Here is a 23780-nt window from a genome sequence, read left to right as displayed (position 1 = left end):
ATACAACTGTTTTAATTGTTGATATTAGCAATAAATTCTTCCGTTGATGAAAGAACGTGTCCATAATTTGGAAAGTTTGTTTCAACTGTTGCTTTTATCTCTTCCCAATTAAATGCACCTATTCCATCTTTAATTAAGGTTACATGATATCCTAATTCGACACCATATCGGGCTGTAGAATCAATACAGGTATTGGCTCTCATTCCAACAAGAACGATTTGCTCAATATTATGCTGACGCAAAAGAAAATCCAAATCAGTATTTGCAAAACCACTGGCGGTCCAATGGTTTTGCGCTAAAAGATCACCTTCTTGCATTATTAAGTCAGGATGAAATTCAGCTCCCCATGAGTTTTTCTCAAATAGAGTGATGCCTTTGCTTCCTAAATGAGATGGTGCCATAAATTTCCAATTCAAATAGTCATTTTTTTGAGTATGTCGATGCGGTGCATAAACAATCTGGATTTTTTTCTCCCTTGCAGCAGTTAAAAGTTTTTTAATGTTTTCAACGACTTTGTTTCCTTCAACAGTTTCTTTAGTTACAGGATATAATTTTCCTCCTTCGGAAAGGAAATCATTGAACGGATCAATTAGTATTAGGGCAGTTTTTTGAAGTTGATATAAACTCATGACTTTAGTATTAAGTAATAATTAAATAGCTTGCGATTAGAATAATTTTACAGAAATGCTTGCGCACTTGTATAACATTGTTTTTTATAAATCTTCGTACCAACTAATTATATAATCGGCGACAATTTCCCAGCCTGGTTCTCCACAAATGAAATGGCTTTTACCATTAAATATTTTAAGATCTACACGACCAGAATTATCGCTGTATTTTTTAGCTATAGTTTGTGTCAGACTAGGAGGGAAAATATGGTCGCTACCACCTCCAATGAACAAAATAGGCTCATGTGATTTTTTGAAATTGATATTCGAAAACGAATTTAAAACCAATTCCCGACTGACTTTATAACTTTCTGGTACGGCAAATTTTTCAAATGCTTTCTGTTTTTCATTTTCAGGTATTGTATTGAAAAATGCATAATCGTACCATTCCCGGCTTCCCATAAAATATTTATTGGAAGAAAAGAAACCAAATGCCGGAATTACCGTTTTTAAAGTTTGAAATGGAGGAAAAACATTTTTTGGAGGTGCTCCGTCAATACTTACACCAGCAGCAGCTTTCCCTAGTTCTACTAATTTTAAAACAGCCATACCTGCCATAGAATGACCAATTATTAATGGCTTTTCGGGTAATGAATCAATTAATTTGCTAATATTAGTAACAATATCTATAAATCCTGTTTTAACCAGATCTGGATGAACTTTTGTTCTCAATTCAGCAGGATTTCCATCGTGTCCTGGATTTGCTGGTGCATAAACAATATATCCTTTTTGTTCATAGTACTTTTTCCATTCTGTCCAGGTTTTGTCGTTTACAAAATTTCCGTGAATCAGTATAATAGTTTTTGATTTTGACATGATTTTTTTATTTGATTAATGTTAGAATTTCTTTGAAGATATTTTGTCTGGAATCTTTAACAAGTTCATAAAGACACATTTCAACGTTCGTTAAATCAGCTCCTTTGTTTTGCAATTTTTTCAACGCTATTTTAATACTCTGTTTTGATCGGGAAGAAACACAATCAGTTACGATTTGTACTTCAAAATCATTTGATAATAAACCCATTGCAGTTTGATAAACACATATATGAGTTTCAATACCACAAATCAACCATTGCTTTTTTCCCGAATAAATAATAGCCTGCTTAAAAATTTCAGTATCAAAAGCATTGAAAGTATATTTTTCAATCGGTTTCTGATGTTGTAATAATTGTTCTAATTCCGGTATTGTTGAACCGAGTCCTTTCGGGTTTTGTTCGGCACAGATTATCGGAATCGAAAGTAGCTGACAGCCACGAATCAGTTTTTCAAGATTTAAAACTAATTCTTCGCTTTTGTCCACAATTCGGGCAAGTTTTCCCTGAACATCAATTACAATTAATCCTGTATTTCCTTGTATTAGCATAAGTTTATTAGTTTTAAAAACAATGTTTTAACTCCAAATTCCTTTCAATGCTTTTCTTTCAATATCATTTGCAAAAAGTGGTGTTTCCTCTTCATTATGTTGAATTAAATTCTGAAGCATTTCATTTGAAATTGAGTCTAAGTTTTTGATATTTAAATGATTAAGTAAATTTAAAAAATCATCAGTTGCATTTACAATAACATGATTAGAAAGTTCGCAACTTGATAAATCCTTTTTTTCAATCTTTAATTCCCAAACGATATGAAGTTTAGTTTTACCCGCTGCCGCAATTGAATCTGAAATAGATTGTACACGACAATGGTCTTTTTGGCTAATATCTTCAACATAATGCTGTATCAGCAGATTTCCGGCAATTTGCTCCACATTTATAGACATTCTTTTTCCATTTTCGCTGATCGAATTGCCAGCTGCTATATGATCTTTTGAGCAAATTTGATACTCAGAATCTTTTAAAGTAAAAAGCCATTCGGTCAGGTCAATGCTTTCTATTGAAGCATTTATAATTGTTTTGCAAGTACTTTCGGCTAACAGTTTCATTTTTAAATAGTCTATAAATTCATCGATGAAGAAATTTAGATATATATTCACAAAAAGATGCAAATATTAATTTTTACTTTACAGAATAAGGCAATGAAAGATTGCCACTGGCAACAGTATACACTTTGTAAACACCAAGCATTGGTTTTGCACCTGTAGTATCGTGTGAGCCGCCAGCGCCTGTGCTGACTTCCATATAGCAGCTTACTGCATCAAACTTGAAATTTGTATTATTATTGATTCTAAAATTGGGCACAATTACTTTTATTGAATTTCCTTTAGAAACTATATTGAAACCAGGACTATCCATATACATTGCCATACCCGGATTTGTAGGAGGCAAAACCACTTTCGGATCTCCTTTTGTAAATTCTTTTACAGAAAGTCCACCTCCAACACGTTTATCTTCAACCAATAAAACCCAGTGTGCATGCCAAACTAGTCCATCGTTGAGATAATTTCCGTCCAGATTTTCATCCCAAAGTGGAGTGTCTTCAAAATCAGGATGTGAGGTTAGGGCAAGCGCCACAATTCCTTCGGTTTGGCCAAAACCAATATCAGAAGATTTTAATGTAGTTGGAAAAACATAGGCTAATACCGGAGCTCCATTTAATTGTCCAACGGGCTTAGGCATTGTTTTGCCTGCAGTTCCTTCGACTTTAATGTCCCAAATTGTTAACCCCAAATCCGCTTTATGTGTAATTGTAGCCGATTTTATTTTAAAATCACTGTTGTTATAAGCAACACATTTGTCGCAGGCTTTTGCTGCACCATAATTTAGATATAGAATGATTAACAGCAGTATTGACTTTTTCATAATAAATGGTTTTTAGCGTTAATTTTCTTTAAGAAACCAATTAATATGCCATGCCAATAAACTACCTAATTCATGGTGTTTAGCGCTTTTTCTAAGCATTCAAAAGCGCTATATTTCGCTAAAGTGATTTAAATTAGTGAGATTTCGTCAATTCAATTATCTTCTTTTTTCATTGATTGGAAATTCTTTTGAAAACTCAATTTTAAAGATGGTACCGTTTTTATTTTCCATAGAAAAGGAAGCTTCTAAATCGTCGCTTAAACCTTTTATCAGACTCAATCCGAAAGAATTGATTTTCTTGGCGCTGATATTAACATCAAATCCAACGCCGTTATCGGCAATGGTTAATAAATATTTGTTTTCAGAAATAGCTTCGAGAGTTACGTAAATCATTCCGGTTCTATCGTCTGGAAAAGCATATTTAATTGCATTTGTAATCGATTCATTTAAAATAAGTCCAATTGGAACAGCCTGTGCAACATCAAGTTCGAGCGGATCAATTTTTAATTCAAAACGGATTCTTTGACCAAGCGAGAAAGATTCCTTTAAATATTCAACCAATTCCTTAATATAATTAGGCATATTGATGGTCGAAATATTCTCAGAATTATATAATTTCTGATGAATCAAAGACATGGAATGAATTCGGTGCTGACTATTTTTAATCGCAGACAATGCCATATCATTTTCTAAATAAGCCGATTGCGAATTTAAAAGACTAATAACAGTTTGCAGATTATTTTTTACACGATGATGAATTTCTTTCAAAAGCCATTCTTTCTCATCCAATAAATGTCTTAAATTGATGTTTTTTTGGTTGATTTCTTTTTCTTTCAGTTCTAATTCAGCATTGTTTTTTTGTTTCAAACGATATCTGTTATACAATAATGCAATTGTAATTAGTAACAAAACTAAGCTCCAGATAGAAAGCGTATTTAATAATTTTGATTTTTTTAATGCGTTTTCCTGCAAGTCAGTTTCCTGATTCAAGAGTTTGATTTTCTGTTCCTTATTTACGGTTTCATATTTTATTCTTAGTTCTTCAATTTGTCTGTTTTTGGCATAATCAACAAGTGAATCACTAAATTTTTTATAGATCTTATGATTTATTAAAGCAGATTTAAAATTGCCATTGACCGAATCTAATTTATATAAAGACATATAAAATGCTTCAGTACCAAAGCTTTTATTGTATTTTTTTGACAATGTGTTTATTTTATCTATATAAAATTGTGTCTTTTTATAATCAGCTCGGTTAGCATAAAACAAAGCGATAGACGAGTAGCTATTGCACACATCACGATAGGTTTGAGGTGAATCTAGAGCGTCTGCAGCTTCGGCAGTTTTTTCGAAATAATTTTCGGCTATACCGTAATTTTTAATTCTCGCATAACAGTTGGCGTATGCAAAATTAACTAGCATTTTGTCAAAGTTATTTGGAGGCGTAAATTTGCTTGTAACTGTATTCATGTATTCGATTGCTTCTTTATTTTTTCCTTTCATTGATAAAGATGCTGCGGCAGTTACAAAACTTTTGTACCAACTACCACTATTAAAAACATTTTGACCATATTTAATACTTTTTTCAGCCATTTTTGAAGCTTCATCAGTATGCCCCATATTTAAATAGATTAATCCCAATCGCATATAAAAAATATCAGCAAAGGTGTAGTCTTTTGTATTTTCCATTGTTTCTACACTTTTTAAAGCATAATAAAACGCACTTTTCATATTGAATTGAACGCCTTCTATATATGAAATTGTTGTTTCTCCATATTGCTGTTGTCTGAAGCCAATTTTTCGCATATCAGCGATGTTTTGGTAGAGTATTTTTTTAGCATCATTAATTTTTCCATGCCAGAAATAAATGGTGCACAACTTCATTTTTGCTTCGATTCTTTTTTCTTCAAATCCCAAGTCTGCATATAGTGATTCTACTTCTTTTAGGATTTTCTCTTTTTCTGGATCGAGGTCGTATTGATAGGTTGCCTGGTTTAGTAATGCATCTGCTAATATTGTTTTGTCTTTTTGTTTTCGGCATTCTTCTACAACCTGTGAAAAGCATTTTTTACTTTCAGGATAATTATTGATTTGGAAGTAAAATTTCCCCAAAAGCATCAAACTCTGATGTTGCCACTTTTTTATTTTTAATTCATTGCTGATTTTTATTGCCTCAGAAATATAAAGATTAGCATTATTAATATCGTCTGGTATTGCAAATGGTTTAAATAAATAAAAAATCCCCAATTGCAAAGCCAATTTGATTTTATCTACCCCTTTTGATTTTACAAAAAGTTGTTTCGCAGCATGAACATTTCCTTTTTCGATTAAATCATTTCCAATTAAATACGAACCATCATTGAAGCCTTCGTCATAAGCTAAAGCTACCGGAAGTTTATAAGCCTTGCATGTCAAAACTACGGAGCTATCAGCATCAATTGATCCTTGATTGGAATTATATAAATAAGTAGAACAAGTTTGAATTAATAAACGTTTCTTTTTTAAATCATAATTTGCAGTAGCCGGATGATTTTGCGCTTCAGAATTAATTGTAATAATAAACAACAGACAAAAAGAGTACAAAAGTTTCATGGTTGATTAGAATTAAATTTTAGTAAGTTTTGGATTAACAAATATATACACAAACAACTATCGATTGTTGAAAAATTATATGAAAATTAATATTAAATATGATTTTTATTTATCTAAATTTGAAAACGGAACATTTTAATTGCGATAATTAACTATTTTTGTATCAATTAATTAAGTGCAATATTAAGACAAAAAATAATCACTTATGAAAAAGACTGCCGATAACGGATATGAAACTGTTACTTCAGGATTGAAAAAAAGAATTTTAATTGTAGAAGATCAATTTATTGAAGCACATGATTTACAGTTAATTCTCGAAAAGGCAAACTATGAAGTAACGGGAATCGCACGTTCGGTTGAGCAGGCTTTAGAACAAATTCAGATTGATAAACCCGATTTAGTTTTCCTGGACATTATGCTGAAAGGCAGTCGAAACGGAATAGAACTGGCTTACTATCTTAAAGAAAAATACATAGGTTTTATATTTATTTCGGCTAATTCAAGTAAAAGTATTTTGGATCAGGCGAAGACTACTCATCCATACGGATTTATTGTAAAACCATTTCGTGATCAAGATGTTTTAACGACTTTGGAAATTGCATTTTATCGGCAGCAATATAGTCTGGAATCACAATTGATGCAGCAATTTCAATTACAAAAAGAAATTACCGAAATCATAAATTCAAATGAAAAAAACGAAGATAAATTGTTGGCTTTTGCTAAAATAATTCAGACTTATATTCCATTTGATTATTTAGAAACTGGTTTTGCCACGACAACACATTATGACAAACTGGGAATTATTCGCAAAAACATCGATTTGTATCAAATTATTGATGCAAAAAAGCTTTCACAAATTGCCGTAGTTTCTGAAAAAGAGCTTGATGAAACGTATAGAAAATCAAAAATTGACAAAGAGCCTATTATTTACAGCGAAGAATCACTGATAAATAATTTTCAGGAAGCGCCAATAAAAGCGTTGATTGCCCACAATTTTGGAATAAAATCTTATTTGGTTTTTCCCGTTTCTATAGCAAGTATTCAAAGTTTTTATTTCACTTTTTACAGTCGAAACTTGAATATTTATTCTCAGGAAAATTTAAAATTGCTTAATTCCCTTGAACATACTTTCTCTCAATTTATCAATAGAATTTATTCAAAACAGGATGTCAGCTTGCCTGTAAATAAAGCAGAAATTAAAAGTGCAAAACCTGTACATATTTCTGAAGGTTTTGAAGGAATTATTGGCAACAGTTCGCAGATGATTTCGGTTTTCAATTATATCCGAAAAGTGGCGCCTTCTGATACTTCGGTTTTGGTTTTAGGCGAAAGTGGCACTGGAAAAGAAAAAATAGCGCAAAGTATTCACGCTTTATCTCCAAGAAAAGAAAAACCTTTAGTAATAATTAATTGTGGCGCGATTCCCGAAAATCTGGCTGAATCATTGCTTTTTGGTCATGAAAAAGGTGCTTTTACAGGCGCAACAGATAGAAGAATTGGTAAATTTGAATTGGCTGATGGCGGAACTATTTTTTTAGATGAAATAGGAGAGATGTCGTTAGAACTTCAAGTGAAATTGTTGCGTGTTTTACAAGAACGAGAAATTGAACGCGTTGGTGGAATGTCATCGTTAAAAATAGATGTTAGAATCATTGCCGCGACTAACAAAAATCTCGAAGAAGAAGTTGCCGCAGGAAGATTCAGAATGGACTTATATTATCGTTTGCATGTTTTCCCGATTATGGTTCCATCATTGAAAAAACGAAAAGAAGATATTCCGGATTTGGCGAATCATTTTATAAAAATCTACAGTGAAAAAATGGGCAGAAAAGCGCCAATTCTTTCTGATTTTGCCTTGCAGCAAATTATGAATTACAATTGGCCCGGAAATATCAGGGAATTGGAACATGTTATGCAGCGTGCTATTTTGCTGACTGACGGAAATACAATTAAAGAGATTGAGCTTTCAATGTCTTCAAAAATGCATCCTGAACAAGTTTCGGAATCCTTTTCGATAAAAACCATTTTAGAAAACGAAAGAGATTATATTTTATACATTCTGAAAAAATGCAACGGAAAAATTTCTGGAGCGGGCGGTGCAGCTGAGATTTTAGATATTCATCCTTCGACTTTAAATTCTAAAATAAAAAAACTGGAAATAAAGAGAGAAATTAGTTAACCGATTTTTTCGAGACATTCGGCAATAAATTCGGCAATGGTTTCCCAATGATATTGTTTTAAAACCAAATGATTGCTATTCTGAAATTCTTTATAGCAAGTAATAGAGTGGATGTTTTTATATTTTTTAAAATTAGAACGTTGAATGGAAGCCGGAACGAAATTATCTTCTGAACCAGCTAAAAATAAAAGTGGAGCGTGTTTTTTCTTAAAATCGATTTTAGCAGAATCAGAAAAAATATCACAAAAAATGAATTGCGATTCCGGAATTACTAATTTCTCATAAGTCTCTTTTTGTTCTTCAAAAAACATATGGTTCGCTAAGTGATATTGCCATTTTTTAAACGATATTAAATTGGTTTTCTCTTTAGAATTAAAGAAACCTAAAGTACTCCAAATCTTTCTATGAAGAGAAAAATTGAAATAAGTTAAATTTCCTGGCGGAATAGAGTTAATGCAAATTCCGGCATAGCCCAAATCTTTCTGAAGCAATAATTGTGTCAAAAGACCTCCGTAAGAATGTCCAATAAGAATTGGTTTTTCGGGAAGTTTTTCGATGATTTCAATATAATAATTCAATACATCATTTAGTCGCATAGCGGCGATTTTTGGATTTGGGTGTTGGCGTAAAGTTTCTGAAGTCTCATTTTTATAAGGCCAGGGTGGCGCTATCGTTTTATATCTTTTATTTTCAAAAAAAATAATCCATTCTTCCCAGCAGGAATGACTTATAAATGCCCCTGTAATAAACATAATCGTTTTGCTATTAGATAAATACATACTATTTGATCTTTAAGATTATTTCTCAGAAAAGCGGAAGTGGTTTAAATAATTAAAACAAAAGGAATGCCTCTTTTGTAAAGCATTGATTATTAAAGCTTCCTTGTCGGTGAAAGCTTTGTAGTTATTAAATGTCGTTAAAAAGAAGTTTTTATTATTGAAATATCATAATTGCAAATACGCTAGTTGATTGTAAAGTCGTTGTTATTCAGTATTTTGTGTTTTGGTTTAATCTTTGCCTGTCCCATATGGAAAGAATTATTTTGATACCAATCTTTAAATTATAATTATGAAAAAAATTTATGATGCAGAGACACGTTTTGCCGATTTAGGCGATCGTAAAATTGCTTATCGCTCTTACGGGAAAGGAAAAGCAGTATTTTTTGTAAACCGTTTTAGAGGAACGCTCGACACCTGGGACCCGCTATTTATTGCGTCAATGTCGAAAAAATTCAATGTTATTGTATTTGATTATTCAGGAATTGGCTCTTCTACAGGTAGTTTGACTCCAGATATAACGGTTGTAGCTAAAGATATTAAAGACCTTGCGGATATTTTGAAAATAGATTCAATTGTGGTTCTAGGTTGGTCTTATGGCGGATTGGTGGCACAAGCGGCAACTTTGTTATATCCTAATTTGGTAACTCATGCGGTTTTAGTTGGAACAAATCCTCCAGGGAAAAATGAAGTTCCTATTGAACAAGCTTTTTATGATGCGGCTTTAAAACCAATAAATGATTTTGAAGATGAAATTGTTTTATTCTTCGAACCTAAATCTGAGTCCAGCAAATTGGCTGCAAAGGCTTCACACGACAGAATTCATAAAAAAATTGATGTTGCAAAAATTCCTTCTACGATGGATGTTTTTCAATTGTATTTTGGCGGAGGTGATGGATTTAGAGAAGACGTTTTAAATTTTAGAGAACAAATCAAAAAAACTAAAACACCAATTTTGATTATTTGTGGCGATCATGATATCAGTTTTGCGGTAGAAAATTGGTATTCATTTTTTAATCAAATGACAAACGCTCAACTGGTTGTTCATTCCGGAACAGGGCATGCACCACAGCATCAATATCCGGAACTTACTTCAAAACAAATTATAAACTTTGTAAAATACACTTAATAGAATTTTAGAATTTAATCTCGCATAGTAATTTTCTAAAAATGATATTATGTGCTAAAAAGGAATAGTTTCAGCTGCTATTCCTTTTTTTATGAAATTTTTTCATAAATCTTTTTATGGATTTTAATTTTGCATTTTAGTCATAATGATATTTCGCTAAAAGATTTTATTTAGCGAAATATAACTATGAAAACACCTCAAATTATAAATCAATTGTAGTATTAATTTTTGGTAAATAAAGTTCAAGATTTGCATTTTTGAAAGCATCAAAAGCTTTTTGATGATCCATTACAATAAAACCGAAAGTGTCGTAGTGAACGCCTAAAATTTTAGTCACACCCACAAGTTTTGAAGCTTCAATTGCTTCTTCAAATCCCATTGTAAGTCCGTCGCCAATTGGGAAAACAGCAAAGTCAAGTTTTGTGAATTTTGGAATAATTTGCATATCTAAAGTCAGTGCTGTATCGCCGCTGTAATAAAAATTTCCTTCAAGCGTGGTTAGTACAAAACCGCAGGCGATTCCTCCGTAAGAACCATCCATAAAACTGCTCGGATGTTGCGCTATCACACACTTAACAGTTCCGAAATCAAAGTCAAACTTTCCGCCCGGATTAATCGGATGTGCGTTTTCAATTCCTTGTTTTAATAACCAATTATAGATTTCGAAATTCCCGAGCACTTTTGCGCCGGTATTTTTTGCAATTCGCTCCACATCTAAAATATGATCATAATGCGCGTGAGAAATAAAAATATAATCTGCTTTTATGCTATCAACATCAACTTCTTTGGCTAATTCATTCGGGGTAATAAAGGGATCAAAAAGAATATGTTTTCCATTTGTAAAAACAGAAAAACAAGAATGTCCATAATAAGTAACTTTCATGATTAAAGATTTAATTAGTTAATAATGATTATTATTTTTCAAGAAATATGCCATCAGAAAAAGGGATCTCGCTAAACTAATAAAGTTACAATTTAAAAGGTTTATTAATAATGATTTAAATCCAAAATGATAATGGATTTAAACAAAAAAAGCTGTCCAGAAATTGAACAGCTTCTTTAAAATATAGTTATGTTTTATACTTTATTGATTTTCTTTTTTAAAAATATTCAATTTCATATAAAATTTTACTTTGCGAAGATTTATTAGAAAAAGAGGTTAAGATTTTAATTAAATGATTGTATTCATTATAAAAATACTCCGTTTTTAAATTTCCTCTATCGTCAGAAGTTTCTGCTTTTGCTAACGAATCATTATCGGAATGAAAATAGTAGGTAAAACTAAAGCCATCTTTTTGAGTACTTAAACCATCTTGTAAATCCGAATATACTAAAATATTGTTTTCATACTTCTTTGTTCGTTTCGTTTGAGATGTTACCATGCCCTCACTGTTCTTTTCTATTTCAATGAAAGTAATTAGGTTTTTATTATTATCATAAGTATAATTTCTCTCAATGGTTTCTGAATTGCCTTTTAAAACTTTTTTTACCACTAATTTGTTTTTATATTCCTGTTCAACCGTACCAGAAGATTTTTTCTCTGTTAATATGTTGTCTTTAAAAATGCTCCTGATTGATTCAGAAAAAACAATTTGGTTGTCTTTATTGTATTTGTAAATTCTCTCAACAATAGTTTTTGTGTTTGCATTAATTTGATGTAGTTCTTCTTTTCGAATTAAATTTTTACCCGAATAATAGAAATTATCAACATATGCTCCTGTATAATCTTTAGTTGTTACTAATCTGTTTTTATTGTCATAATATTGATATCCAGTTGTTTTAAAACTACCATCTTTTGATAAACTAACTGTTTTTCCATCAATAATTTTTCCCTTATCATCTAGATTTAGTGTAGTGGTAATTATTACATCGTCGTTTATTTTTTTTCCTGTTTCATCGAGATTATAGATTTGTTTTCTCGTGAATTCAACAATCTGATCACCTTTATATTTTGTAAGTGTACTTTCAGTTACGTGATTCCAAAAAACACTTCTTGAAATAGGTCTGCCTATTGAATCAAATTCATCAACCATTTTGTTGCCTTCAAATTTTGTTATTTTTTTATATGGTTTTTTCGAAAAATCCCATTGGTAACCAGGGGGCGGAGGAGGATATTCATTATCTAAGTGTGGAGTAGGGTCTCCAATTTGCCCAAAAGATAAAATGCTGAAAAATAAAAATGTGATGTAAATAATTTTTTTCATTTGAAGGTTTTTTTGCGATTTGGTGTTCATGCTCTATATTTCTAATGATGCAAAAAATCGTCAAAAGGTTGGTTGTATTGTTAGTTTTTGTATTATCTGCCTGTTGCCTGCTGACTTTTAGTTATCAGCCCAATTTTTTAATTCTTTTGTTCTTCCGATTGTAGATTGGATTAGGCAGTCTAATTTCATTTTATTTTCGTAAGGACCACCGCCGTCTCCAGGATCCTGACTTATGAATTTGCAATTCAAATCCCTAAATTTTATCCAGGCTCTTTGAGATTCAATTAGATTTTTTTTGTCCGTTTCATTCAGCTTTTTTATGATTTTATTGTAAACTAAATTTAATTCTTTGTCTGCTTTTTTATAATCTGCATATAATTCATCTTCTCCCGTTACAGATTGTGAAAAGACGAAAGTTGAAAAAAGTAGAAATACTATAGATATTGTTTTTTTCATTTTATCGTTGAATTGTTTTTATTCACCTTTCGCTCTGGTTGAATGTAGCATTTCTAATTTCCATCCGTTTTTTGTTAAAATTGCGGTTGCACTTTCCAGCCAATATACTTTTTTACTTGTTTTATCTTCAAACGAAAATACTGCGTGGTTTTTGTAAGCAACCCAAGCCATTCCGTTTAAAATTTTTATGTCAATAATTTCAATTGAATTCACTCGTTTCGGAATTGGTTTGTCAAGTAAAGCCTTGTCTAAATAATTTGCAATAGTATCATTGGTCCATATTTCTCCATTTTCCAAAAGAAGAAAATCTTTTGTGTAGTATTTATCAATGTTTTTAGAATCTAATTTAGACCAAATTTCGTCAAATGATTCAATAACTAATTGTTCTATTTTTGATTTGTCGGTTTTGGTTGAGTTTTGTCCAAATGATAATGTTGTAAAACATATCATAAAAATTAGGGTATTGAGTTTTTTCATTTTTCATTTTTTTGATTAATAATGATATGCCAACTGCTTTTCAGGGTAAGATAGCTTCGTGTTCACGAGCGTGACGCTCGCGCCAATGAAGGGGATTTTATTTTCTCTTTTCTAATTTGAGTATAACATTTCGATCTTTTGATTGATAATAATGTACTCTGATATATGCATTTTCATCTATTGCGCCACCTTTGGATTTGGATTTATTATATCCAAAATTAGATAAGTCGAAATCAGAAAATTTAAATTTCACATTTTTTACTTTGAATCGTTCAGTGTCATGTCCTGATGATGGCATTCCGTGAAAGTCAGTTACATAACCTTCGACTGATTTTAAACCATTGTTCAAAATGCTATAAGTTCGATATATCTTTTTAGTTTGGAGAATGACCAAAAATATAAAAAAGATGAAAGACACATATTTAACTATTTGTGTTTTTACATCGTCGAAAGTTTCATTTTGTCCTAATAAATTCTGAAATATATTCCCTTCGTTATGTTCATTAGTTCTAAGTCTTTTACTTGCTATCCAATATATAATTAAGGGTATAACCAAAAACCATGATTTTTTTATCACTTCCAAAATTCCAAAATCGTAAATAATATCAAATTGTTGCATAGAGCTTGATTTTGTAATTTCAGCTAATTCGTTTAATTTTTTTAGACGTATCACACCTAATTTGAGCAGATGAATTAACCCAATTCAGCATTTTTAATTACTCAAATATAAAATATTTCCTCATAAATAATAATTCCTCGGAACAAAAAAAAGCCATCCCAATCAGGACGGCTTTTTCAAAAAAATAGTTGTGTATTTTGGGATAAACCCGGTTAGCATTTATATTAATTTATTTTAACCAAATGTGCTTCAATTGCTTCTCTTTGAGATTCGTATTGTGCTGGAAGTTTTAAGTTTTGACCTAATTCTTCTAAGCTTTCATCTACAGTAAATCCAGGATTATCAGTAGCGATTTCGAATAAAACTCCGCCTGGTTCTCTAAAATACAAAGAGTGGAAATATTGTCTGTCAATTTGTGGTGTAATAGACAATCCGTATGCTTCGATTTTTTCACGGAAATGCATCAAAATTTCATCATTCTGAACGCGGAAAGCAACGTGATGAACTGTTCCATTTGCGCCAAGACCTCTTTTTTCATCCGCTAATTCAACCAAATCTACAATAGCAGCATTTTCAACAGCGTCTGTAGCATAACGGTAGCGATTTACATCCTGATCGATTAATTTGTAACCGAATATTTCAGTTAAAACTGCTGCTGTTGGTTTGATGTCGTTTAAAGTCAAAGTAATGTTATGAAAACCTTTTGTTGCAACATCTACTTTTACTTCATCAGTTTCCCAAGCTTTTCTGTTGTCATCTGTTTTTGATTCGATTAATTCTAGTTTTAATCCGTCTGGATCTAAAAATGTCAAATATTTTTCTCCAAATTTTTCTGAAGGTTTATTGTAGATTACATTATATTGATCAAAACGTTTTTGCCAGAAATCAAGACTTCCTTTTGGAACAGAATAACCAATTTCTGTTGCCATTCCAGAACCTTTTCTTCCTTGCTGAATTCCTTCTCCCCAAGGGAAAAAAGTCAAGATTGTTCCTGCACTTCCCACTTCGTCACCAAAGTAAAAATGGTATGTTCCCGGATCGTCAAAATTCACCGTTTTTTTGATGAATCTCAATCCTAAAATTTTTGAATAAAAGTTGAAATTACGTTTAGCATCACCTGCAATTGCAGTAATATGGTGTAAGCCTAAAATTTTATTTTCCATGGTATTTTTTATATTAAATTGTTGTTTGATTTTCTTATACAAATTTACGTTCGTTATCTTTCTGGATCGATTAACCTAGATTAAGAAATGAAATAGACGTATTTTTGAAACTTTCAAACGATAACCAAATAATATTCCATTTGATTAAATGCCTTGTTTTTAAAGGATTTTCAGAAAAATCCATTTTGAGATTACACGATATATCGTGATTTGGAGAATTGGAATACGAAATAGTATTTATAACTTTATAAATATTGATTTTCGAAGTTTTGGCTCAATATTTTTTGTTTTATGCCCTTTTCCTGTAGTGTCTTCAACAAGGAGAATAGAACCAGTATTAAATGTTCTTTTTTCGCCTAATGAAGTTTCGATTTCGACACCGCCTTCCAGCAAAACAATATACTGACGGTCTGGAGCATTATGAAAATCATAATCATAAGAAGGACTAACTTCTCTAAAAACGATTGATTTTACGGCTTCATCATCAGATAAAAATCCAATATCGCCATTGTTTTTCAACGGAACTTCAAAGTCTTCAAAATGACTTTCTCCATTGACATCACTGTAAATACGGGTAATTGTAATCATTATTTTTTATTGAAAATCAATGCATTTGCACAATCTACCTCATCTTGACTTATCGTGTGTCCCATATTTGGATAGATTTTTTTAGTAACATCAGCGCCCATTTTTGTCATCAGCGCTTCAGTATCATTAACTCTTTCGACAGGAACATGAAAATCAGGATCGCTTGTTCCAATAAAAACTGGAGTATTTTCAAAGTTTCCTGAATAATGATTTTCATAAACCTGATCGCCAATTAATCCGCCTGTAAAAGCAACTATTCCGCCATATTTAGCTGCATTTCTTGTAGTGAATTCTAAAGCTAGGCAAGCACCTTGCGAAAAACCTAAAAAATAAATGTTTTCTTTTTCAATTCCGTTTTGTTGAATAGCCACTACAACCTGATGAATGGCTTCTAATGATTTTGAAAACGAAGGTTCATTTTGGTCAAGCGGAGCCAAAAACGAATACGGATACCAAGTTCTATTTTCTGCCTCAGGCGCGACCAATGCAAAACCTTCAACTTTAAGATGTTTTGCAATGGACAGAATATCATGAGCTCCAGCGCCACGGCCATGAATCATAATTAAAGCTTTTTTGGCTTCGTTTAAAGGCACGCCGTAGGTTAAAATTTCAGTATTCATAAAATTGTATTTTTTAATTATTAGTTAGACGAATTAATTTTCATGCAGATTTGAATTTTTGAAGCAATATTGTCATTTCGACGGAAGGAGAAATCACACAAGCTGATCGACAAAGATTTTTCTAATTACATTGTGGCATTACTCGTGTGATTTCTCCTTACGTCGAAATGACAAACTTTGCTTTGTCAAGAGTTAATTATTTTTTCCAGATATCTTCGTATTCGTCTGGATGTCTTTTGAATTGTGCGTGTACATAAGGACAAAGCGGTAAAACTTTCATATTATTGGCACGAACGTATGCTACCATTTCTTCTAAAAGTTTTTTTGCATAACCTTTTCCTTCTGCTTCTGGCTCAACTCCTGTGTGATAAACCGTTAACAAATCTGGTTTGATGCTTACCGTCATTTCGCCCAGTTTTTTATCATCAACATAGAGATTAAAAGCGCCATGTTTTTTTTCGTCTAATTCTAATTTTATTATTTCCATATATTTTATTCTATCCTTAGTTTTATAAGGAGTTTTGTTATTTAAAGATACTATTTTATCAGGAATCTGCAATTCAAAATCGGCGTTTATCTAGCTTTCGCGATGATACCAATAACAGATAATCATTGCAGCTCCAGGAAGAATTAAGGTCCCCAATCCGAAAAACTTACCTGCAACTGCTCCCATAAAACATCCAATCAAAAAACCAATTATAGTAACTAATTGTTTCTTAAAACTTGAAATGGCATCTATATCTTTAAATCCGTTTTTTAATAGATTCCCTAAATCAAGAGAAGCTTGTGTTACATTTCCAGTCATCATGGTTGTTGGTCCGTGCGTTTCTTTAGCGTAAAGTTTTCCAAAAGCATTCTGAAGTCCCATTGCAAATACAGTCGTCATAGCAACGGAATAAATTATCCATTCTGAAATACTATTCAAATAACTAAAAACAGAGAATGCAATCCCGCTTAAAATCAATATTGCGCCTTCCCAAAATAAAATAGTATACCGATTTGTTGCTTTTAATGCGATTCTTCCACCAGTAATTACGGCAATAATAAAGACCGGAAAAGTCAGCAGTTTTATCCAGGCATTGATATCTGAACCTTTGATAATCTGATATGCAAAGACAATAAAGTTACCCGTAACGTGTGCTGAAAATATGGAATCGGCAGCGACGAAAGTTACGGTATCACAATATCCTGCAATCATGGTTAAAAGCAGCGTTACATACCAAATGTTTTTTTGTTGTATTTCCATAATTTTTTAGTTTAAATGAGCGCGAAGCATCCACGCCATTTTTTCATGATTTTCAACAAGTCCGGTGATAAAATCACTTGTACCAGCATCTTGCAGTTCGTTGGCAATACTATTGATGTTTTCTCTTAAATAAATTATGATGCTTTCATGATCCAAAAGCAATTCTTTAATAAAACCATTGGCATCATTTTTCTCTTTTAATTCTTCGGTAAGATGTGTCAATGCTAAGAAATCTTTTAAAGTTGCAGGCGTATAATGACCTAAAGCTCTGATTCTTTCGGCAACTGTATCAACAATTTCATCAATGGCATCGTATTGCTGTTCGAAGAAAAGATGTTTATTGTAAAAATCCGGACCTTCAACGTTCCAGTGTGCTCTTTTTGTTTTTGTATAAAGAACAAATTCGTCTGCAAGAATTTTAATTAATACCTCAACAACTTTTGAGATGCTTTCTTGTTTAATTCCGATGTTTGCTTTCATTTTAAATTTGGTTTAGTAAATAATATGTTATGGGTAATTTCAAATAAATTAAACACGTAGAAACATAGATTTTCTTTGATTTTGAAAAAGGATAAAGAAAGAAATTAGTTTCTATGTGTTTAAATTAATTGTTTAGTAACGTCAATAAATAATTATCAAGTGAATAAGTTCCTGCGCCAAGTGCAAGAAGCAGTAATAATGATAAAGTGTACATATAAGGAACGTCACGTACTTCTAGTGAATCATTTTTGTGAACCACAAAATAACCAACGGCCGTAACACCAATTGTTGGAAGTACCGCAAGGCGTGTTCCGAGTCCGAGAATAATAAAAAACGGAATTATAGTATCTGAAAAAGTAGCCACTAATCCATTCAGTTTTTCAGGCAGATGCAACGGATTCGGAACGTGTTCTTTTTGTCCGTTTTCAATTCTGAATTTCTTCATTCCGTGTACTCTGAATAATTCAATTGCAAGCAAAACTCTAAATACTAAAAGAGCCGCATTGTTGAACGAATTTCCTAAATCGGAATAAAGGATTTGTTTTATAATATCAATCATTTCTTTAAAATTTAGAAAGCAAAACAAGAACATCCTAAGGCGCCCCAAAATGCATTATAGTTATTGACCGGAACATTGCTCATTCGGGCAGCATCGTGATTGTGTAAATGAACATCACAACTTCCGCTGCAACTGTGGATCTGTGAAGTCAATTTTGGTTTAGCATCTGCTTTTGAGTTTTTTTCAATCGTACTTTGAAAGCTGCTTCTTACTGGATAACCATTGTAAATATTTGTTGGCGACCAATCTGGCAAAATTGGAATAGTAGGAGGTGAGAAGGAAGAAAAATCTCCATTTGCATACACAATTTTTCCGTCTACAATTGTCAGGTCAGCTTCTATTTTTTTAATGTCTTCGTCATCAATAGAAAAATAATCACGATCTAAAACCACTAAATCAGCGAACATTCCAACTTTAATATCACCTTTTTTAGTTTGTTCCTGCGAAAACCAAGCGCTTCCTCTAGTGTACAATTCCAAAGCAGTTTGTCTGTTTAGTCTCGTTTCATTATATAATTGCAGACCTCCAATAGTTTTTCCAACCGTCATCCAATACATAGAAACCCACGGATTATAACTGCTCACACGTGTTGCGTCTGAACCCGCACCGACAGGAACTTCCATTTCAATCATTTTTTTGATTGGAGGTGTGTTTTCGGCTGCTTTTGCTCCATAACGATCTGTAAAATATTCACCTTGATACGCCATTCTGCTTTGTACAGCAATTCCGCCACCTAAAGCTTTTACACGTTCAATGTTTCTTTCGTCAATTGTTTCGGCGTGGTCAAAAATCCACGGAAGTCCGTTGAAAGGAACATCCTGATTGATCTTTTCAAAAACATTCAAAAATCGTGTTATGCTTTCGTTATAAGTAGCATGAAGTCTGAATGGCCAACGATTTTCTACCAAAAGACGAACTACTTTTTCTAATTCAGCTTCCATATTTTCAGGAAGGTCAGGTCTTGGCTGAAGGAAATCTTCAAAATCGGCAGCAGAAAAAACTAGCATTTCGCCGGCTCCGTTATGACGGTACATGTCGTTTCCTTGGTATAATTTCACGGTATCAATCCAATCTGAAAAATCTTCAAATTCGTGTTTTGGCTTTTGAGTGAATAGATTATATGCAATTCTTACTGTCAATTGTTTCTTCTCATTCAATTCATTAACCACTTTATAATCGTCTGGAAAGTTTTGAAAACCACCTCCGGCATCAATAACACTTGTGATTCCGAAACGGTTCAATTCTTTCATAAAATGACGCGTCGAATTGATTTGGTGTTCATAAGAAAGCGTCGGTCCTTTAGCTAAAGTCGAATACAAAATCATTGCATTTGGCGTCGCAATAATAAGTCCGGTTGGCTCTCCATTTGAATCACGTTCTATATGTCCGCCTGGAGGGGCAGGAGTGTTTTTATTGTAACCAACTGCTTTCAACGCCGCTCTATTCATGATTGCACGATCATACAAATGCAGAATAAAAACTGGAGTATCTGGTGCAATAGCGTTAATTTCTTCCAAAGTTGGCATTCTGCGTTCAGCAAATTGAAATTCAGACCAACCTCCAACTACACGAACCCATTGCGGATTTGGAGTACGATCGACTTGCTCTTTTAGCATTCGAAGCGCATCAGCTAGAGATGGAACTCCGTCCCAACGTAATTCCAAATTATAGTTTAATCCGCCACGGATAAGGTGAATATGTGAATCGTTGATTCCAGGAACAGCTCTCTTATTCTGAAGGTCGATTATTTTGGTTTCTTCAGAAGCAAAACTCATAATGTCGCTGTCATTTCCAACGGCAATAAATTTTCCGTCTTTGATTGCAACTGCTGTAACATTTGGAGTTTCTGGATTGAAACTATGAATTTTTCCGTTGAATAAAATTAAATCTGCTTTCATAAATTAATTGATTAGAGTTGAGCTTCGGATAGGTTCTAATATTGTAAATGCGTTTACTAGATTAGTGTTTTAGCATTGTGTGTGCATATTGAATTCCTATTCCATAAGAACCGCCATATTTTTTCATCAAAGAAGTTACAGGACCATAAGTTTCCTGACGAGCCCAGTCTCTTTGAAGTTCTAATAAATATTGGATAGCAGTTACCGGAATTGCGCCAGCTTGTATCATTCTTTCTACAGCACGTTCGTGCGCTTCTTTGCTTACATCACCACAGGCATCTGTAATTACATATACTTGGTAACCTTCTTCAATTGCAGATAAAACCGGACCAACGATGCAAACACTTGTCCATAATCCTGCAAGAACTAGTTTTTGTTTTTTCTTTGCTACAATGGCTTTATAAGCATTTTCATCTTCCCAAGTATTCATTGTTGTACGATCGATATATCCTGAAGTTGCAATTGGATAAAACTCTTCTACTTCTGGAAAAACCGGCCCTGAAAAACTTTCTTCAGCAACAGTTGTTACAATTGTACTTACATTAAAAATTTTTGATGCTCCTGCAACAATGGCAACATTCGTACGTAATTCGTGTACCGGAAGATTGCTTGTGGCAAAAGCCATTTGTCCTTCAAAATCGATTAATACTAAAGCGTGATTGTCTGGGGTCAATAAGTTAACAGATGGTTTCATATGGTTTATTTTTAAGATTTATAATTAGTTAAGCCAATGAAAGGCGAAACTTTTAATTGGTTGTTAAAGTACTTGTCTATTGAAAAGACATTTTTAGTTATTGATGTACTGAAAGTTTTCTAATCATTTCAGTTGAAACACTATCGGCATAAGTTCCGAAAGCACTTGTTAGAACACCTTTCAGATTATGGATTTCAGATATAATGCCGTACACAATATCTTCATCTGCGGGATTACTATCGCCTTCAAAGCGAAATAAATATTCAATTTTGAATTCTTCCGGCGGCAAGCTTTGTTTGGTAGTATTGCAACGAATACAATCTGAATCAAGATTAAAATCTGCTGTAAAACCTTGCGAATTCAGCCATTGTAAAGCTTCAGTAACGGTATCGAAAGAGGGTTGTTGGAAAAAACTCATAATTTGGAAAATTTAAAACTGCCTGTTAGACAAACCTTTTACAGGCAGTTTTGATTGATTTATTTTATAAAAGCCAAAATATCCTTGTTGATTGTTTCTGCCTCAGTTGTAGGCATTCCGTGAGGAAATCCTGGATACGAAATCAATTTTCCGTTTTTCAGCAATGCAGCTGATTTTGGTGCTTGATGATAAGGAACTATCTGGTCATCTTCTCCGTGTAATACAAGAACCGGAATATCCAAACTTTTGAGATCTTCTCTAAAATCAGTTTCAGAGAAAGCTTTGATTCCTTCGTAATGTGCTAAAACAGATCCCATCATTCCCTGACGCCACCAATTTTGCTTAATTCCTTCCTGAACGGTTTGTCCTTCGCGATTCCATCCATAAAAAGGAATAGGGAAATCATAAAAATATTGTGATCTGGTAAAAGCTGTTCCGTTTCTGATTTCGTCAAAAATAGACAAAGGCACACCTTCTGGATTTGATTCGCTTTGCACCATAATTGGCGGTACAGCGCTAATGATTACTGCTTTTGCAATACGTCCTTTTCCGTATTTTGCTGCATAACGAATTACTTCACCGCCTCCTGTTGAGTGACCAACGTGAATAGCATCTTTTAAATCTAAAGCTTCAACTAATTGAGCAATATCAGATGCGTAAGTTTCCATGTTATTTCCTTCAGAAGTTTGGCTTGAGCGACCGTGTCCGCGGCGATCGTGTGCAATTACTCTGTAACCTTGTTTTAAGAAAAACATCATCTGTGCATCCCAATCATCACTTGATAATGGCCAGCCGTGATGAAAAACAATTGGTTGTCCAGTTCCCCAATCTTTATAAAAAATTTCTGCTCCGTCTTTTACTGTAAATGTGCTCATGGTTTTTTGATTTTAAGATTAATATTGTTTTAAAATTTTAACTAAAATTGAATTTTAAGTTTTTAATTTTAACTTTTAAATCAATTTATATTTTGTTTTGTTATTAGTATGATGCAAATATATTATAGAATAAAACCTGCATCGATTAATCTAGATTAAGAAGTAAAAATGGGGGTGATTTTTTTTATCAGAATTTAAGGATCTCGAGTAGAATGCCATTCTTTGTTGATTTTCATTTTCGGTACTTTAATTGATTTATTTGAATACCAAACAATGCCAATTAATGTGCCTAAAAATATAAAGTCAATGAGAATAAGGCTTTAACTGTTTTAAGAGTCGTGATAGTTGCGATATTTCGCTAATTTATGAGATGAAACTGTTTTATATAGAATTTTAAACTTATAGAGAAAAAGCCAAAAAAACTTTTCTGGCTTTTCGGTTTGAATTATTCGCGAATAGATGTTTTATCCTGAAGCGTCATTTTAGTAATTTCATCTTTTCTTTTAAAACTTACGCCATTATGTTTTTTAATATAATCGAGTAAATCAGATGTTGTCTTTACCATTTGCGGAGTTCCACCAATTCGGTCATGAAAACTGATCGACATTTGCCTGCGTTTAAATTCGCTCTCGGCATAAAGCTGATCAAATTCGGCTTTTGCCTGATTAAAAAATTGATCAGATGAAAAGTTTTTCCCTTCAATCAAAACGATATCATTGCAGCGAATAGTATAGGGAACAACAACAAAATCTTTTTTATTGGCTTGAATGATAAAAGGTTCATCTCGGCTTAAATCGTCAATATGATAGGAGAAGCCTAATTCCTGCAGGATTTTAATGGTGTTTTCCCCGCGACGAAGCCAATTTGCATTATAGCCAACAGCAGTAAATCCGGTAACTTGTTTTATTGCGTCGACACCGGCTTTTATAAATTTTTTCTCTTCGTCGTAAGACATAGCGTATTGCGAACTCCAATTCATACCATGAGCAGCCGCTTCATGTCCGCGTTGAACAATTTCCTTTGCGAGAGCAGGATTTTGTAAAACAGCAGAACCGACCATGTGTGAAGTGACTTTTATTCCGTGTTTGTCCCAATTGTCCAGCATTCTCGGAATTCCTTCTTTATAGCCATATTGATACCAGGTTTCAGCAGGAAAGTCATTATAGCCTTTCTGCATGTTTTGAGGAAACGGACTTTCTGCATTTTGAGGCTGACCGCCCGCTTCAAACTGCATGGAAACGGAGACAACTAATCTTGAGCCATCCAACCATTTATTTTTTGTTTCAGATTCCATTTTTTCTTGTTTTATAGTATTTGAAAAAGTGTCAACAGGATTTGCCATTACTGCAGCGCCTGTTAAACCAGCCATTTTTATAAAGTTTCTTCTTGTTGTCATTGTTT

The 23780-nt window shown here is 32.9% G+C and carries 26 protein-coding genes; 2 read left to right on the top strand and 24 right to left on the bottom strand.

What is annotated here, in order from left to right; genetic code table 11:
- Positions 1-11: 11 nt before the first annotated feature.
- The 6 genes from FN795_RS21220 to FN795_RS21195 form a co-directional block, all read right to left on the bottom strand.
- Positions 12-629: an isochorismatase family cysteine hydrolase gene (locus FN795_RS21220; RefSeq protein WP_142452489.1), complete on the bottom strand. Its 618-nt coding sequence runs from the start codon at positions 627-629 to the stop codon at positions 12-14.
- A gap of 84 nt (positions 630-713) precedes the next feature.
- On the bottom strand, positions 714-1484 hold the full coding sequence (locus FN795_RS21215) for an alpha/beta hydrolase (RefSeq protein WP_142452488.1): 771 nt from the start codon (positions 1482-1484) through the stop codon (positions 714-716).
- Positions 1485-1491: 7 nt separating this feature from the next.
- Positions 1492-2031 carry a hydrolase gene (locus tag FN795_RS21210; protein ID WP_142452487.1) on the bottom strand — a complete coding sequence of 180 codons (540 nt, stop codon included), beginning with the start codon at positions 2029-2031 and terminating at the stop codon, positions 1492-1494.
- Positions 2032-2058: 27 nt separating this feature from the next.
- Positions 2059-2589 (bottom strand): hypothetical protein, encoded by a 531-nt coding sequence (locus FN795_RS21205; protein ID WP_142452486.1) that lies wholly within the window; start codon positions 2587-2589, stop codon positions 2059-2061.
- Between the two features lie 73 nt (positions 2590-2662).
- Entirely contained in the window at positions 2663-3406 is a 744-nt protein-coding gene (locus tag FN795_RS21200; RefSeq protein WP_142452485.1) for a hypothetical protein, read from the bottom strand.
- Between the two features lie 156 nt (positions 3407-3562).
- Positions 3563-5998 carry a sensor histidine kinase gene (locus FN795_RS21195; RefSeq protein ID WP_142452484.1) on the bottom strand — a complete coding sequence of 812 codons (2436 nt, stop codon included), beginning with the start codon at positions 5996-5998 and terminating at the stop codon, positions 3563-3565.
- A 205-nt stretch (positions 5999-6203) separates the two neighbouring features.
- Here FN795_RS21195 and FN795_RS21190 point away from each other — a divergent pair, with 205 nt between their 5' ends.
- Positions 6204-8177 (top strand): sigma 54-interacting response regulator, encoded by a 1974-nt coding sequence (locus tag FN795_RS21190; RefSeq protein ID WP_208743587.1) that lies wholly within the window; start codon positions 6204-6206, stop codon positions 8175-8177.
- On the opposite strand, the gene FN795_RS21185 is transcribed toward FN795_RS21190, so the two are convergent.
- A complete protein-coding gene (locus tag FN795_RS21185; RefSeq protein ID WP_244290024.1) occupies positions 8174-8956 on the bottom strand; it encodes an alpha/beta fold hydrolase in 783 nt (260 codons plus the stop codon). The two genes, FN795_RS21190 and FN795_RS21185, sit on opposite strands and share 4 nt — an antisense overlap.
- 289 nt (positions 8957-9245) lie before the next feature.
- Between FN795_RS21185 and FN795_RS21180 the strand changes: the two genes are divergently transcribed.
- On the top strand, positions 9246-10082 hold the full coding sequence (locus FN795_RS21180) for an alpha/beta fold hydrolase (protein ID WP_142452483.1): 837 nt from the start codon (positions 9246-9248) through the stop codon (positions 10080-10082).
- A 202-nt stretch (positions 10083-10284) separates the two neighbouring features.
- Here the strand turns inward: FN795_RS21180 and FN795_RS21175 are convergent, their stop codons facing one another.
- From FN795_RS21175 to FN795_RS21095, 17 genes are all read right to left on the bottom strand, one after another.
- Positions 10285-10965 (bottom strand): metal-dependent hydrolase, encoded by a 681-nt coding sequence (locus FN795_RS21175; protein ID WP_142452482.1) that lies wholly within the window; start codon positions 10963-10965, stop codon positions 10285-10287.
- Between the two features lie 217 nt (positions 10966-11182).
- Positions 11183-12286 carry a hypothetical protein gene (locus FN795_RS21170; RefSeq protein WP_142452481.1) on the bottom strand — a complete coding sequence of 368 codons (1104 nt, stop codon included), beginning with the start codon at positions 12284-12286 and terminating at the stop codon, positions 11183-11185.
- A gap of 117 nt (positions 12287-12403) precedes the next feature.
- Positions 12404-12742 (bottom strand): lysozyme inhibitor LprI family protein, encoded by a 339-nt coding sequence (locus FN795_RS21165; RefSeq protein WP_142452480.1) that lies wholly within the window; start codon positions 12740-12742, stop codon positions 12404-12406.
- An 18-nt stretch (positions 12743-12760) separates the two neighbouring features.
- On the bottom strand, positions 12761-13219 hold the full coding sequence (locus FN795_RS21160; protein WP_244290023.1) for a DUF4440 domain-containing protein: 459 nt from the start codon (positions 13217-13219) through the stop codon (positions 12761-12763).
- 97 nt (positions 13220-13316) lie between these two features.
- Positions 13317-13838 (bottom strand): hypothetical protein, encoded by a 522-nt coding sequence (locus FN795_RS21155; protein WP_167498116.1) that lies wholly within the window; start codon positions 13836-13838, stop codon positions 13317-13319.
- A gap of 224 nt (positions 13839-14062) precedes the next feature.
- Positions 14063-15001 (bottom strand): ring-cleaving dioxygenase, encoded by a 939-nt coding sequence (locus FN795_RS21150; RefSeq protein ID WP_142452478.1) that lies wholly within the window; start codon positions 14999-15001, stop codon positions 14063-14065.
- A gap of 237 nt (positions 15002-15238) precedes the next feature.
- Positions 15239-15589: a cupin domain-containing protein gene (locus FN795_RS21145; protein WP_142452477.1), complete on the bottom strand. Its 351-nt coding sequence runs from the start codon at positions 15587-15589 to the stop codon at positions 15239-15241.
- Positions 15589-16209, bottom strand: a complete 621-nt coding sequence (locus FN795_RS21140) for an alpha/beta hydrolase (RefSeq protein WP_142452476.1) — start codon at positions 16207-16209, stop codon at positions 15589-15591. The genes FN795_RS21145 and FN795_RS21140 overlap by 1 nt, the downstream gene beginning before the upstream one ends.
- A gap of 196 nt (positions 16210-16405) precedes the next feature.
- Positions 16406-16768, bottom strand: coding sequence for a GNAT family N-acetyltransferase (locus FN795_RS21135; protein WP_394345184.1), 363 nt, complete (start codon positions 16766-16768; stop codon positions 16406-16408).
- A gap of 18 nt (positions 16769-16786) precedes the next feature.
- A complete protein-coding gene (locus tag FN795_RS21130) occupies positions 16787-17455 on the bottom strand; it encodes a YoaK family protein (RefSeq protein WP_142452474.1) in 669 nt (222 codons plus the stop codon).
- A 6-nt stretch (positions 17456-17461) separates the two neighbouring features.
- Positions 17462-17935 carry a Dps family protein gene (locus FN795_RS21125; protein WP_142452473.1) on the bottom strand — a complete coding sequence of 158 codons (474 nt, stop codon included), beginning with the start codon at positions 17933-17935 and terminating at the stop codon, positions 17462-17464.
- 124 nt (positions 17936-18059) lie between these two features.
- On the bottom strand, positions 18060-18494 hold the full coding sequence (locus FN795_RS21120) for a DoxX family protein (RefSeq protein WP_142452472.1): 435 nt from the start codon (positions 18492-18494) through the stop codon (positions 18060-18062).
- 11 nt (positions 18495-18505) lie between these two features.
- On the bottom strand, positions 18506-20392 hold the full coding sequence (locus FN795_RS21115; RefSeq protein ID WP_142452471.1) for an amidohydrolase: 1887 nt from the start codon (positions 20390-20392) through the stop codon (positions 18506-18508).
- Positions 20393-20453: 61 nt separating this feature from the next.
- The gene (locus tag FN795_RS21110; RefSeq protein ID WP_035652272.1) at positions 20454-21086 is read right to left on the bottom strand and encodes a hydrolase; all 633 of its coding nucleotides are present in this window, start codon (positions 21084-21086) and stop codon (positions 20454-20456) included.
- Between the two features lie 97 nt (positions 21087-21183).
- Complete coding sequence (locus tag FN795_RS21105; RefSeq protein WP_142452470.1) at positions 21184-21504, bottom strand: phosphoribosylpyrophosphate synthetase; 321 nt, start codon at positions 21502-21504, stop codon at positions 21184-21186.
- A gap of 59 nt (positions 21505-21563) precedes the next feature.
- Entirely contained in the window at positions 21564-22379 is an 816-nt protein-coding gene (locus FN795_RS21100; RefSeq protein ID WP_142452469.1) for an alpha/beta fold hydrolase, read from the bottom strand.
- A 445-nt stretch (positions 22380-22824) separates the two neighbouring features.
- A complete protein-coding gene (locus tag FN795_RS21095) occupies positions 22825-23775 on the bottom strand; it encodes a polysaccharide deacetylase family protein (protein WP_142452468.1) in 951 nt (316 codons plus the stop codon).
- Positions 23776-23780: the final 5 nt, after the last annotated feature.

Origin of the sequence: Flavobacterium resistens, from assembly GCF_900182645.1 — a bacterium.
In the GTDB taxonomy this organism is placed as follows: Bacteria; Bacteroidota; Bacteroidia; order Flavobacteriales; family Flavobacteriaceae; genus Flavobacterium; species Flavobacterium resistens.
The sequence above is the reverse complement of the archived record's forward strand: the minus strand, read 5'-3'. Positions and strand labels throughout refer to the sequence as shown.

What these genes read in the sequence shown, in the direction of transcription:
- FN795_RS21220 (WP_142452489.1), bottom strand. Translation starts at nt 629, where the DNA reads ATGAGTTTATATCAACTTCAAAAAACTGCCCTAATACTAATTGATCCG.
- FN795_RS21175 (WP_142452482.1), bottom strand. Translation starts at nt 10,965, where the DNA reads ATGAAAGTTACTTATTATGGACATTCTTGTTTTTCTGTTTTTACAAAT.
- FN795_RS21130 (WP_142452474.1), bottom strand. Translation starts at nt 17,455, where the DNA reads ATGGAAATACAACAAAAAAACATTTGGTATGTAACGCTGCTTTTAACC.
- FN795_RS21185 (WP_244290024.1), bottom strand. Translation starts at nt 8,956, where the DNA reads ATGTATTTATCTAATAGCAAAACGATTATGTTTATTACAGGGGCATTT.
- FN795_RS21160 (WP_244290023.1), bottom strand. Translation starts at nt 13,219, where the DNA reads ATGAAAAAACTCAATACCCTAATTTTTATGATATGTTTTACAACATTA.
- FN795_RS21115 (WP_142452471.1), bottom strand. Translation starts at nt 20,392, where the DNA reads ATGAAAGCAGATTTAATTTTATTCAACGGAAAAATTCATAGTTTCAAT.
- FN795_RS21165 (WP_142452480.1), bottom strand. Translation starts at nt 12,742, where the DNA reads ATGAAAAAAACAATATCTATAGTATTTCTACTTTTTTCAACTTTCGTC.
- FN795_RS21095 (WP_142452468.1), bottom strand. Translation starts at nt 23,775, where the DNA reads ATGACAACAAGAAGAAACTTTATAAAAATGGCTGGTTTAACAGGCGCT.
- FN795_RS21195 (WP_142452484.1), bottom strand. Translation starts at nt 5,998, where the DNA reads ATGAAACTTTTGTACTCTTTTTGTCTGTTGTTTATTATTACAATTAAT.
- FN795_RS21200 (WP_142452485.1), bottom strand. Translation starts at nt 3,406, where the DNA reads ATGAAAAAGTCAATACTGCTGTTAATCATTCTATATCTAAATTATGGT.
- FN795_RS21120 (WP_142452472.1), bottom strand. Translation starts at nt 18,494, where the DNA reads ATGATTGATATTATAAAACAAATCCTTTATTCCGATTTAGGAAATTCG.
- FN795_RS21105 (WP_142452470.1), bottom strand. Translation starts at nt 21,504, where the DNA reads ATGAGTTTTTTCCAACAACCCTCTTTCGATACCGTTACTGAAGCTTTA.
- FN795_RS21110 (WP_035652272.1), bottom strand. Translation starts at nt 21,086, where the DNA reads ATGAAACCATCTGTTAACTTATTGACCCCAGACAATCACGCTTTAGTA.
- FN795_RS21155 (WP_167498116.1), bottom strand. Translation starts at nt 13,838, where the DNA reads ATGCAACAATTTGATATTATTTACGATTTTGGAATTTTGGAAGTGATA.
- FN795_RS21145 (WP_142452477.1), bottom strand. Translation starts at nt 15,589, where the DNA reads ATGATTACAATTACCCGTATTTACAGTGATGTCAATGGAGAAAGTCAT.
- FN795_RS21125 (WP_142452473.1), bottom strand. Translation starts at nt 17,935, where the DNA reads ATGAAAGCAAACATCGGAATTAAACAAGAAAGCATCTCAAAAGTTGTT.
- FN795_RS21150 (WP_142452478.1), bottom strand. Translation starts at nt 15,001, where the DNA reads ATGGAAAATAAAATTTTAGGCTTACACCATATTACTGCAATTGCAGGT.
- FN795_RS21100 (WP_142452469.1), bottom strand. Translation starts at nt 22,379, where the DNA reads ATGAGCACATTTACAGTAAAAGACGGAGCAGAAATTTTTTATAAAGAT.
- FN795_RS21190 (WP_208743587.1), top strand. Translation starts at nt 6,204, where the DNA reads ATGAAAAAGACTGCCGATAACGGATATGAAACTGTTACTTCAGGATTG.
- FN795_RS21140 (WP_142452476.1), bottom strand. Translation starts at nt 16,209, where the DNA reads ATGAATACTGAAATTTTAACCTACGGCGTGCCTTTAAACGAAGCCAAA.
- FN795_RS21170 (WP_142452481.1), bottom strand. Translation starts at nt 12,286, where the DNA reads ATGAAAAAAATTATTTACATCACATTTTTATTTTTCAGCATTTTATCT.
- FN795_RS21180 (WP_142452483.1), top strand. Translation starts at nt 9,246, where the DNA reads ATGAAAAAAATTTATGATGCAGAGACACGTTTTGCCGATTTAGGCGAT.
- FN795_RS21210 (WP_142452487.1), bottom strand. Translation starts at nt 2,031, where the DNA reads ATGCTAATACAAGGAAATACAGGATTAATTGTAATTGATGTTCAGGGA.
- FN795_RS21215 (WP_142452488.1), bottom strand. Translation starts at nt 1,484, where the DNA reads ATGTCAAAATCAAAAACTATTATACTGATTCACGGAAATTTTGTAAAC.
- FN795_RS21205 (WP_142452486.1), bottom strand. Translation starts at nt 2,589, where the DNA reads ATGAAACTGTTAGCCGAAAGTACTTGCAAAACAATTATAAATGCTTCA.